This window comes from Mycobacterium sp. NPDC003449, assembly GCF_053588415.1.
The window spans coordinates 1-10,902 of record NZ_JBSFPX010000216.1 but is presented as its reverse complement, the minus strand read 5'-3'; the positions used below and the strand labels follow the sequence as shown (position 1 = coordinate 10,902).

Annotated in this window: 13 protein-coding genes; 12 read left to right on the top strand and 1 reads right to left on the bottom strand. The window is 66.5% G+C overall.

The features are described 5' to 3' along the window. The 12 genes from ACWDTP_RS33525 to ACWDTP_RS33470 all read left to right on the top strand — a co-directional run. On the top strand, positions 1-118 hold a 118-nt coding region (locus ACWDTP_RS33525; protein ID WP_450027529.1), incomplete at its 5' end, for a hypothetical protein. Then, a complete protein-coding gene (locus ACWDTP_RS33520; RefSeq protein WP_450027527.1) occupies positions 115-1,146 on the top strand; it encodes a virulence factor Mce family protein in 1,032 nt (343 codons plus the stop codon). The genes ACWDTP_RS33525 and ACWDTP_RS33520, both read left to right, overlap by 4 nt. Continuing rightward, positions 1,143-2,723, top strand: coding sequence for an MCE family protein (locus ACWDTP_RS33515; RefSeq protein ID WP_450027526.1), 1,581 nt, complete (start codon positions 1,143-1,145; stop codon positions 2,721-2,723). Before ACWDTP_RS33520 ends, ACWDTP_RS33515 begins: the two co-directional genes overlap by 4 nt. A 9-nt stretch (positions 2,724-2,732) precedes the next feature. After that, the gene (locus ACWDTP_RS33510; protein WP_450027525.1) at positions 2,733-4,385 is read left to right on the top strand and encodes a virulence factor Mce family protein; all 1,653 of its coding nucleotides are present in this window, start codon (positions 2,733-2,735) and stop codon (positions 4,383-4,385) included. 17 nt (positions 4,386-4,402) lie between these two features. Continuing rightward, positions 4,403-5,548, top strand: a complete 1,146-nt coding sequence (locus tag ACWDTP_RS33505) for a virulence factor Mce family protein (RefSeq protein ID WP_450027524.1) — start codon at positions 4,403-4,405, stop codon at positions 5,546-5,548. Positions 5,549-5,551: 3 nt separating this feature from the next. Beyond that, positions 5,552-7,111 (top strand): MCE family protein, encoded by a 1,560-nt coding sequence (locus ACWDTP_RS33500; protein ID WP_450027523.1) that lies wholly within the window; start codon positions 5,552-5,554, stop codon positions 7,109-7,111. Next, positions 7,081-7,671: a hypothetical protein gene (locus ACWDTP_RS33495; RefSeq protein WP_450027522.1), complete on the top strand. Its 591-nt coding sequence runs from the start codon at positions 7,081-7,083 to the stop codon at positions 7,669-7,671. The genes ACWDTP_RS33500 and ACWDTP_RS33495 overlap by 31 nt, the downstream gene beginning before the upstream one ends. After that, positions 7,668-8,603, top strand: coding sequence for an RDD family protein (locus ACWDTP_RS33490; protein ID WP_450027521.1), 936 nt, complete (start codon positions 7,668-7,670; stop codon positions 8,601-8,603). The genes ACWDTP_RS33495 and ACWDTP_RS33490 overlap by 4 nt, the downstream gene beginning before the upstream one ends. Further along, on the top strand, positions 8,600-9,151 hold the full coding sequence (locus ACWDTP_RS33485; RefSeq protein WP_450027520.1) for a mammalian cell entry protein: 552 nt from the start codon (positions 8,600-8,602) through the stop codon (positions 9,149-9,151). Before ACWDTP_RS33490 ends, ACWDTP_RS33485 begins: the two co-directional genes overlap by 4 nt. Next, positions 9,118-10,059, top strand: a complete 942-nt coding sequence (locus tag ACWDTP_RS33480; RefSeq protein WP_450027519.1) for a mammalian cell entry protein — start codon at positions 9,118-9,120, stop codon at positions 10,057-10,059. Before ACWDTP_RS33485 ends, ACWDTP_RS33480 begins: the two co-directional genes overlap by 34 nt. A gap of 127 nt (positions 10,060-10,186) precedes the next feature. Beyond that, on the top strand, positions 10,187-10,495 hold the full coding sequence (locus ACWDTP_RS33475) for a hypothetical protein (protein ID WP_450027518.1): 309 nt from the start codon (positions 10,187-10,189) through the stop codon (positions 10,493-10,495). After that, a complete protein-coding gene (locus tag ACWDTP_RS33470) occupies positions 10,492-10,713 on the top strand; it encodes a YlcI/YnfO family protein (RefSeq protein ID WP_071509979.1) in 222 nt (73 codons plus the stop codon). The genes ACWDTP_RS33475 and ACWDTP_RS33470 overlap by 4 nt, the downstream gene beginning before the upstream one ends. 41 nt (positions 10,714-10,754) lie before the next feature. On the opposite strand, the gene ACWDTP_RS33465 is transcribed toward ACWDTP_RS33470, so the two are convergent. Further along, positions 10,755-10,902 (bottom strand): arabinosyltransferase C-terminal domain-containing protein (locus ACWDTP_RS33465; protein ID WP_450027528.1); only part of this gene is annotated, 148 nt, incomplete at its 5' end.

Genomic DNA, 10,902 nt, shown 5'->3' with positions numbered 1-10,902 from the left:
CCTGGTGATGGACACCGGCGCATCCATCGCGCCCTACAACCACTTCGAACTGGGCCAGCCGATCCTGACCGAATACGTCTGGGGCCGCCAGGTGGGGGAGAACACGATCAACCCATGAGTATCAAGGGCACGATTATCAAGCTCGGCATCTTCTCGCTGGTGCTGCTCACCTTCACCGCGATGATCTTCGTGGTGTTCGGCCAGATCCGGTTCAACCGAACCTCGGAGTATTCGGCGATTTTCGACAACGTGAGTGGGCTGCGCACCGGGCAGTTCGTCCGGGCGTCGGGCGTCGAGGTGGGCAAGGTCTCCGAGGTCGACCTGATCAACGGTGGCGAGCAGGCCGAGGTCACGTTCAGCGTCGAGAAGTCGCTGCCGCTGTTCGACGAGAGCACCGCGGCGATTCGCTACGAGGATCTGATCGGCAACCGTTACCTGGAACTCAAGCGCGGCCAGAGCAATACGATCATCCCGCCGGGCAGCACCATCCCGCTCGAAAGGACCGAACCCGCACTGGATCTCGACGCATTGGTGGGTGGCTTCCGGCCGCTGTTCCGGTCACTGGAACCGGACAAGGTCAACACGATCGCCAAATCGATCATCACGATCTTCCAGGGGCAGGGCGGCACCATCAGCGACATCCTGGACCAGACGGCGCAGCTCACCCAGAGCATCGCCGACCGCGACCAGGCCATCGGCGAGGTGATCAAGAACCTCAACACGGTGCTCGACACCACCGTCAAACACCAGAAGCAGTTCGATGAAACCCTGGTCAACTTCGAGACGCTCATCACCGGGCTGAAGAACCGTGCCGACCCGATCGGAGCGTCGGTGGGCAACATCAGCAACGCGGCGGGCTCGCTGGCCGATCTGCTCTCCGACAACCGGCCCTTGCTCAAGGACACCGTCGGCCAGCTCGAAGTGATCCAGCAGCCGCTGATCGATCAGCGGGCCGAGGTCAACGACACCCTGACCAAGATCCCCCAGGCGCTCAAGATCCTCGGCCGTGCCGGTGGCATCTACGGTGACTTCTTCAACTTCTACGCCTGCGATCTCACGTTGAAGCTCAACGGATTGCAGCCCGGTGGCCCGGTCAGGACAGTCAAGATCACATCGCAGCCGTCGGGTAGGTGCACGCCGAAATGAGAACACTCGAGGGTTCCGACCGGTTCCACAAGGGGCTGATGGGCGTCATCGTGGTTGCCCTCATCATCGGTGTCGGTTCGACGCTGACCAGTGTGCCGATGTTGTTCGCCGTCCCCACTTACTACGGGCAGTTCGCCGATACCGGCGGCCTGAACACCGGCGACAAGGTCCGCATCGCCGGTATGGATGTCGGCACCGTCAAGAGCATGGACATCAACGGCGACAAGGTCGAGATCGGTTTCACGCTCGGCGGCCGCACCATCGGCACCGCGAGCCGTGCCGCGATCCGCACCGATACCATCCTGGGCCGCAAGAACATCGAGATCGAGCCGCGCGGCAGTGAGACGCTGTCCCCGCGGGGCATGCTGCCGCTCGGGCAGACGACGACGCCCTATCAGATCTACGACGCGTTCCTCGACGTCACGCGCAACGCATCGGGCTGGGACACCCAGTCGGTGAAGCAGTCGCTGAATGTGTTGTCGGAGACCGTGGATCAGACGAATCCGCACCTGAGCGCGGCGCTCGACGGTGTGGCCAGGTTCTCCGACACGATCGGCAAGCGCGATGAGGACGTCAAGAAGCTGTTGGCGAACGCGAACAAGATCGCCACGGTGCTCGGTGACCGCAGCACGCAGATCAACCAGCTGCTGGTGAACGCGCAGACCCTGCTGGCCGCGGTGAACCAACGCGGCCAGGCGGTGAGCATGCTGCTGGAGCGGGTTTCGGCGGTATCGCATCAGGTCGAGGGGTTGATCAACGACAACCCGAACCTCAACCACGTGCTGGAGCAGTTGCGCACGGTCAGCGACATCCTGGTGGACCGCAAACAGGATCTCGCCGACACCCTCAGCGTCGCAGGCAAGTTCATCACGTCACTGGCCGAGGCGCTGGCATCGGGACCGTACTTCAAGGTGATGCTGGTGAACCTGATCCCCCCGACGATCCTGCAGCCGTTCGTCGACGCGGCGTTCAAGAAGCGCGGCATCGATCCGGAAGAGTTCTGGCGCAACGCCGGTCTGCCCGCCTTCCGCTTCCCCGATCCGAACGGCGAGCGCCACGAGAATGGCGCACCGCCCGCGGCCCCGACCCCGCTGGAGGGCACCCCGGAACATCCCGGTCCCGCCGTGCCGCCGGGCTCGCCGTGCTCGTACACGCCACCGGCGGACGGCATTCCGTCCCCGGGCAACCCGCTGCCGTGCGCGCATCTCACCCAGGGCCCTTACGGCGACAACCCGTACGGCCCGAACTACGGTGGGCCCGATGTCGCGACGTCGGCGCCCAATCCCGATGGTGTGGCGCATTCACCCGGGGTGCCGAGTGCGGCGATCCCCGGTCAGATGCCGCCGGATCAGCCGGGTGCTCCGGTCGAACTGGCCCCCGGCCCGCCCGGGGCCCGCACGGTCCCGATCGCCCCGCAGCCGGGTCTGCCGGAGAACATCCCCGGCTTCGCACCGCACCCGCCGCCGCTGAACGCACCTCCCGCGCCGCCCGGGCCGGGTCCGGAGCTGGCGCCCGCCGGTGCGCCTCCGCTTCCTGGCAATCCGCCGTTCCTTCCACCAGGTTCGCAAGGGGGTTAGGCGAGCGCCATGTCAACGATCTTCAACATCCGAAACCTCAAGTTGCCGCATGTCTCCCGGCTCGCGGCGATCATCGGCGCGCTGCTCGTGGTGGTCGCGCTGGTGGTCGGCTACTTCGGGATGAACCTGTACAAGCGGATCACCACCACCACCGTCACCGCCTACTTCCCCGAGGTGCTCGCGCTCTATCCCGGTGACAAGGTCCTCATCATGGGCGTCAAGGTCGGCGCGATCGACTCGATCGAGACCGCGGGCGACAAGATGAAGGTGGTCTTCCACTTCAGCAGCAAGTACAAGGTGCCGGAGAACGCGACCGCCTCGGTGCTGAACCCGAGTCTGGTGGCCTCACGGGTCATCCAGCTCTCGCCGCCCTACACGGGCGGGCCTGCCATGCAGAACGATGCGGTGATCCCGATCCAGAACACCCAGATCCCGATCGAATACGACGAACTGCGCAATCAGGTAACCCGGCTGCTCGCCGATCTTGGCCCCACCCCGCAGCAGCCGAAGGGCCCGTTCGGCGACATCATCGAATCCTTCGCCGACGGTTTCGCGGGCAAGGGCGAGCAGGTCAACCGGACGCTCAACGGCCTGTCGGAGGCGTTGACCACCCTCAACCAGGGGCGGGGCGATTTCTTCGCCGTCGTGAAGAGCCTCGCGCTGTTCGTCAACGCCCTGCACAAGAGCGATCAGCAGTTCGTGGCGCTCAACAACGATCTCGCCCAGTTCACCAACTCGTTCACCAACACCGATCAGGAGTTGGCGACCGCGCTGCAGGATCTCGACCGGTTGCTCAAGACCACCCGTGAGTTCCTGGACCGCAACGGCGGCGTGCTCGCGCACGACGTCAACAACCTGTCGGAGGCGACGACGGCGATCCTGCAGCCCGAGCCGCGCAACGGCCTGGAAACCGGTCTGCACGCCTACCCGAACCTGGCCGCCAACGTCGTCAACATCGTCGCGCCCAACCAGGGCGGCATCATCGGCCTGCCGGTGCTGCCTGGCCTGACCAACTTCTCCAACCCGCTGCAGTTCGTCTGCAGTTCCATCCAGGCCGGCAGCCGCCTGGGCTACCAGGATTCGGCGGAACTGTGCGCTCAATACCTGGCGCCGATCATGGATGCGATCAAGTTCAACTATCTGCCGTTCGGCATGAACATGGCCAGCACCGCGATGACGCTGCCCAAGCAGATCGCCTACTCCGAGAAGCGGTTGCAGCCGCCGCCGGGGTACAAGGACACCACGGTGCCCGGCATCTGGTCGCGGGACACATTGTTCTCGCACGGCAACCACGAGCCGGGCTGGACCGTGGCGCCGGGCATGCAGGGTGTACAGGTGCAGCCGTTCACCCAGAACATGCTGACGCCGGAGTCGCTGTCGGAGTTGATGGGTGGCCCCGACATCGTCGCGCCCGCCGCCCCACCCGCGTTCGGGGTGCCGCCGGGAGGCAACCTGCCCGGCCCGCCGAACTCCTACGACGAGCGGAATCCGTTGCCACCGCCGTGGTATCCGCAGCCCGGTCCGCCGCCGGCCCCGGCTCCCGGGGTGATCCCCGGTGATCCGCTGGCCGCCGTCGCGCCCGCCCCGGCACCCGCGGCTCCGGCGCCCGCCGCGCCTGCGCCTCCGGGTCCGCCGCTGCCCGCCGAAGCAGGAGCAGGGTGATCAACGTGAGCTTGAGAATGCGTAACTGGAGTCGCATCGGTCGGCGGGTCGCGGTCCTGGCCGCGGCGGCGCTGATCCTGACTTCATGCGGTCAGTGGCGCGGTGTGGCCAACGTGCCGTTGCCGGGTGGGCCGGGCACCGAGTCGGGCAGCACCACGCTGTACGTGCAGATGCCGGAGACGTTGGCGCTCGACGCCAACAGCCGGGTGCGGGTGCGGGATGTGTTCGTCGGCCGGGTCCGCTCGATCGAATTGATCAACTGGGTGCCGACGCTGACCCTGGATATTCAGCCCGGCGTCAAGCTGCCGAAGAACACGCTCGCCAAGATCGGCCAGACCAGCCTGCTGGGCTCGCAGCACGTCGAGCTGAACCCGCCGGACAATCCGTCCAGCGAGATGCTCCGCAATGGTGACACCATCCCGCTGGCGCAGTCGTCGGCCTATCCGTCGATCGAGCGGACGCTCGCGGGCATCTCGGGCATCCTGACCGGTGGTGGCATTCCGAACATCGAGGTCATCCAGACCGAGGTGTTCAACATTCTCAACGGCCGCGGCGATCAGATCCGGGACTTTCTGGGCCGCCTCGACACCTTCACCGACGAACTCAACCAGCAGCGCCAGGACATCACCCGCGCCATCGATTCGACCGACCGGCTGCTCAACATCGTGGCCCAGCGCAACGACACGCTGGACCGGGTGCTGACCGAGTTCCCGCCGCTGATCCAGCATTTCGCCGAGACCCGCGATCTGTTCGCCGATGCGGTCACCGCGCTGGGCCGGTTGTCGGCGGCCGCCGACGACACCCTGTCGAACTCCAACGCGAATCTGCACACCAATCTGCAGAATCTGCAACGGCCGCTCAAGCAGCTGAGCCGGGCCGCCCCGTACCTGGTCGGTGCGCTCAAGCTGATCCTCACCGTGCCGTTCAACATCGACAACGTGCCGAAGGCGATTCGCGGCGATTACATCAACGTGTCGTTGAAGCTGGACCTCACGCTGAGCTCGGTGGACAACGCGTTCCTGTCCGGGACCGGTGTCTCGGGCATGCTGCGGGCGCTCGAACAGGCCTGGGGCCGTGACCCGAACACGATGATCCCGGACGTCAGGTTCACGCCGAACCCGCACGACGCACCCGGTGGACCGCTGGTGGAAAGGGGGGAGTGAGACATGCTGCTGACCCGCTTCATCAAGATGCAGCTCGTCATCTTCCTGACGCTGACACTGGTCGCCCTCGTCGTGCTGGCGCTGCTGTACCTGCGGCTGCCGACCTGGGCGGGGGTCGGGATGTACAAGCTCAACGCCGAACTGCCCAACTCGGCGGGCCTGTACACGACCGCCAACGTCACCTACCGCGGCACCACCATCGGCAAGGTGACCTCGGTGGAGCCCACCGAGCGGGGCGCCAGGGTCGGGATGGAGATCTACAACCAGTACAAGATCCCGGTCGACGCGAGTGCGAACGTGCACTCGGTGTCGGCGGTCGGTGAGCAGTTCATCGACCTGATCTCGGAGAGCGACCCCAAGCAGTACTTCAGCGAGGGCCAGACCATCACCAAGGGCACGGTGCCCGCCGAGGTGGGCCCGGCGCTGGACGCGGCCGAACACGGTCTCGCGGTGTTGCCGAAGGAGAAGATCGGCAGCCTGCTCGACGAGGCCGCCAAGGCGTTCGGCGGGCTGGGCCCCTCGCTGCAGCGGCTGGTCGATTCGACGCAGGCGGTGGCGGGCGACTTCAAGGCCAACATCGATCCGGTCAACGACATCGTCGAGAACTCGGGCCCGATCATCGACAGCCAGGTGAACTCGGGCGATGCGATATCGCGGTGGGCGGCGAACCTGAACACCCTGGCCGCGCAGAGCGCCCAGAACGACGCGGCCCTGCGCAGTGGTCTGCAGCAGGCGGCGCCGACGGCCGATCAGCTCAATGCGGTGTTCAGCGACGTCCGGGATTCCCTGCCGCAGACGTTGGCGAACCTGGAGATCGTCATCGACATGCTCAAGCGCTACAACAAGAACGTCGAGCAGGTGCTGGTGGTGCTGCCCCAGGGGGCGTCGATCGCCCAGACCGCGACGATCTTCGCCCCCGACGGTCTGCTGCACTTCGGCCTCGGGATCAACCAGCCGCCGCCGTGCCTGACCGGCTTCCTGCCTGCCTCGCAGTGGCGCTCGCCGGCCGATACCAGGACCGAACCGCTGCCCTCCGGGCTGTACTGCAAGATCCCGAAGGATGCGCCGAACGCGGTCCGCGGTGCCCGCAACTATCCGTGCGCCGATGTGCCGGGTAAGCGGGCCGCCACCCCGGCCGAATGCCGGGACAACGAGCCGTATCAGCCACTGGGTACCAACCCCTGGTACGGCGATCCGAATCAGATCCGCAACTGCCCGGCTCCCGGCGCGCGATGCGATCAGCCGGTCGATCCGGGCCGGGTCATCCCGGCCCCGTCGATCAACAACGGTCTGAACCCGTTGCCCGCGAGTCAGCTGCCGCCCCCGGAGGTGGGCGGATCGGCGCCGTCGAGCGATCCGCTGACCGCGCCCCGCGGCGGCAGTGTCAGCTGCAGTGGACAACAACCCAACCCCTGCATCTACACTCCGGCAGCAGGTTCGACAGCTACCTACAGCCCGTCCAACGGTGAGGTGGTCGGTCCCGGCGGTGTGAAGTACTCCGTCAGCAACTCGAACAAACCAGGAGATGACGGATGGAAGGAGATGCTGGCGCCAGCCGGCTGAACCTTGCCGACCAGCAGGAACCGGAGCTCACCGAACCCCAGGATGACAAGCGGCGCCCATCGCGGCTGGGCCGGGGCGCGATGGCCGGGATCTGCGCCGGGCTGCTGGTGTTGACGGCGGCCGCCGGAGTCGGCGGCTATCTGGCCCTGCGTGCGCACGCCGCCAGCGAGCGGATCGCGGGCGACGAGGCCGAGGCGCTGCAGGCGGCCAAGGATTGCGTGACGGCCACCCAGGCACCCGACACGCAGGCGATGATCGAGGCACAGACCAAGATCATCGAATGCGCGACCGGCGACTTCGGGGCGCAGGCCGGACTGTACAGCGGCATGTTGATGGACGCCTACCAGGCGGCCAATGTGACCGTGAAGGTGTCCGATATGCGGGCCGCGGTGGAAAAGCACAACGACGACGGCTCGATGGATCTGCTGGTCGCGATGCGGGTGCTGGTGACCAACAGCGAGAAGACCGACGAGGAACAGGGCTACCGGCTGCGGGTCCAGATGGCGCGGGCCGAGGACGGCAACTACAAGGTCGCGAGACTCGATCAGGTCACGTCGTGACGGTTGTGCCGGTGGCGCCGCAGGCGCCATGGACGGCGCGCGTCGGTGCGTTCGCGATCGATGTGCTGCCGGGCGCCGCGGCCGTCGTCACGTTGGCGTTGCTGGCCCTGTCGGCACCGCTCTACGGCTGGCTGTGGTGGGTCTACTTCGTGACCGCGGCCGTGGTGACGATCGTCGTCGTGGTCAACCGGGTGTGGCTGCCCGCGACGACCGGCTGGTCGTTGGGTCGTGCGGTGCTGGGGCTGCGGGTGGTGACCCCCGACGGTGCGCCCGCCGGAGTGCTGCGCCTGCTGGCGCGCGAGTTGGCCCACCTGCTGGACACGGCCGCGGTGTTCATCGGCTGGTTGTGGCCGCTGTGGGACGGGCGGAAGCGGACCTTCGCCGACCTGCTGGCCCGCACCGAGGTGCACCGGGTCGAACCCGCGGGGCCGCAGGCGCGGCAGCGGGCCGGGGCGATGCTGGTGGCGGCCACGGCGCTGTGTGTGATCGCGGCCGGCCTTGGCTACCTGATGCTGTACCGGCAGAACCAGGCGATCCAGCAGGCTCGCGAGCAGATCGCGGCGGAGGGCCCGCGGATCGTCGAACAGATGCTCAGTTACGGGGTTGATTCGGTCGACCCGGATTTCACCAAGGCCCGCGATCTCGCCACCGACAACTACCGGCCGCAGCTGATCGCCCAGCAGGATGCGGTGCGCAAGGCCGGTCCGACCACCAACGAGTACTGGGCGGTGAGCAGTGCGGTGCTGCCCGGCACGACCAAGACCGAGGCCGCGATGATCCTGGCGATGCAGGGCCAGCGCGGTGTCAACCCGCAGGAGCTGAAGTTCCTCACCGCGACCGTGCGGGTCGACTTCCGTAAGTCCGACGGCCACTGGCAGGTCGACAACCTGACCGTGCTGAAGAAGCCGCAGATGAACGAGACGGGACAGTGAGCCCCCGGCGCCGGGTCGAACCCGGGGAACCCGACTACTTCGCGGTCGAGCCGAAACCGCCGATCCGGTGGGGACTTCCCGTGGTCGGATTGGTGTGCGCGTTGCTGATCGCCGCCGTGATCGCCGGCAGCACCTTCATGTTCGTGAAGAACCAGTCCGACCGCGACGGCGAGGCCAAGGACGCTGCCGCGCTCGGCTACGTGCGCGAGTTCATGACCGTGTACACCACGATCGATCCCTTCCACGCCAACGACTATGCGGACCGCATCTTGACGCAGGCCACCGGCGACTTCCAGAAGATGTTCCAGGAGAAGAAGAACGAGATCGTCGTGCAGGTGGCCCGAGTGGAACCGACCGCGGGAACGGTGCTGGAGGCGGGTATCCAGCGCTGGAACGACAATGGCAGCGCCGATGTGCTGGTCGCGATCAAGATCGACACCCGGTCACCCGATGGGAAAACCACGATCGAGAGCGGAAGCCGTTGGGTGGCAACGACGATCCGGGAAGGACAGCAGTGGAAGATCAGCCAGCTGATTCAGGTGATCTGACCCCCCGCCGGCGCTTCCCGTGGCGGCGCCGCGGGAAGGCGGCCGGCGCCGAGACCCCGGTCGCCGACCAGCCGAGCACCGAGCCGTCGGCCGAACCGCCCGAAGAGGCCCGCGCCAAACCCCGGCCGATGGGCAAGGGGGCGCGGGCGGCCGCCGCCGTGGAAGCAACGCACACCGAGCCCGAACCGGACGCGGAAGTCGAGCCGAAGGCCGACGTCGAGTCCGACGTCGAGTCAGAGACGGAACCGGCACCCGAGCCCGACGCGGAGGCAGAAGCCGAATCGGAGCCCGAGCCCGACGCGGAGTCAGAATCCGAGCCCGACGCGGAGGCCGAGCCGCAGCCAGAAGCCGAATCGGAGCCCGAGCCGGAACCTGTCCTGGTCCCGCACCAGCCCGCCGGCAAGCGCCTGACCTACGCGGCCGCCGGAGCGGCGGGCTTGTTCGTGGCGGCCGGCGCGTTCGCCGGGGCCATGGCGCAGCCGTACCTGTCCGACCGTGCGCTGGTGGACACCAAACTCCAAGTGGCCCAGACCTCGGCGGATGCCATCACCACGTTGTGGTCATACACACCGGACAACATCGAGTCGTTGCCGGACCGGGCCGAGCGGTATTTGTCGAACGACTTCGCCGTCGAGTACCGCAGGTTCATCGACTCGATCGTGCCGTCCAACAAGCAGGCCCAGATCAGCAATGAGACCCAAGTGGTGGGCACGGCGGTGGAAACCATCACGCCGACCGAGGCCACCGCGATCGTCTACACCAACTCGGTGTCGACCAGTCCGGTCACCAAAAACGTTCCGTCCCTGCGGTACCTATCCTATCGGCTGTCGCTGACCCATGTCGACGGGCAGTGGCGGATCACCCAGATGCCTGCCTTGACTCAGCTGGATCTGTCGCCGCAGTTGTAGCGATCACGTGGATCAGGGTTCCACGGCCCTCAACGGATCGCGGTGCCTAACAAGTTCCGGGTCGCGATGTTGAGGCGAGCTCACGGCGACTGCTGGAATCTGTATCCGTTTGTATTACGCTTGGAATGTGGCGGACGAATTGTTCGATCTGGATCGGCTCGACCCAGAGGATCCGTTCGAGGTCGACACTCAAGCCGCGCATCTGTTCAAGCACCCACGCCTGGGCATCGAGGATGTTCGCGAAGTCTGGGCTTCAGACCCGATGTTCTACCCCGCCAAACCACCCGCTCATTGGCTGATGGTCGCCGAAGTGGACGGCATCGTCCTGATGGTGCCCCTCGCCCCGGCTCGCGACGGCAACGTAAGACGATGTCGTCCGATCGGCTGCTACCAGGCTGCTAAACAACTCGCTGACCAGTACCGGAGAGATAGATGAACCACCCCATGACACCTGACGAGGAGTACGAGTTCTACGCACGTCCGGAAAACCAGGAACCGCAAGGACCAGGGCGCCGCCGATTGACCGCCACGGTGCCCGTGCGCTTCCCGCCCGAGCTGCTGGAGCAAGTGCGCGCCGCGGCCGCCGCGGATGACCGCTCGGTATCGTCCTGGATTCGCCGTGCAGTCGAACACGAACTCCGTCACCCAGCCTGACGCAGCTGGATCTGTCGCCGCAGTTGTAGCGATCGCGTGGATCAGGGTTCGTAGCGGATCGGGCCAGGGCTCCACATCCCCGAGCGGGTCGCGGTGCCGAGGTCGATCCGGGCGGGTCGGGCGTCGACGATGGTGTCCAGCCTGCGCAGCGAGCCCCAGTCCCGGCCCCAGTCGTCGGACAGATAGGTG

Coding starts and splice junctions, on each gene's coding strand:
- ACWDTP_RS33510 (WP_450027525.1), top strand. CDS start 2,733: ATGTCAACGATCTTCAACATCCGAAACCTCAAGTTGCCGCATGTCTCC.
- ACWDTP_RS33515 (WP_450027526.1), top strand. CDS start 1,143: ATGAGAACACTCGAGGGTTCCGACCGGTTCCACAAGGGGCTGATGGGC.
- ACWDTP_RS33505 (WP_450027524.1), top strand. CDS start 4,403: ATGCGTAACTGGAGTCGCATCGGTCGGCGGGTCGCGGTCCTGGCCGCG.
- ACWDTP_RS33470 (WP_071509979.1), top strand. CDS start 10,492: ATGAACCACCCCATGACACCTGACGAGGAGTACGAGTTCTACGCACGT.
- ACWDTP_RS33500 (WP_450027523.1), top strand. CDS start 5,552: ATGCTGCTGACCCGCTTCATCAAGATGCAGCTCGTCATCTTCCTGACG.
- ACWDTP_RS33495 (WP_450027522.1), top strand. CDS start 7,081: ATGGAAGGAGATGCTGGCGCCAGCCGGCTGAACCTTGCCGACCAGCAG.
- ACWDTP_RS33520 (WP_450027527.1), top strand. CDS start 115: ATGAGTATCAAGGGCACGATTATCAAGCTCGGCATCTTCTCGCTGGTG.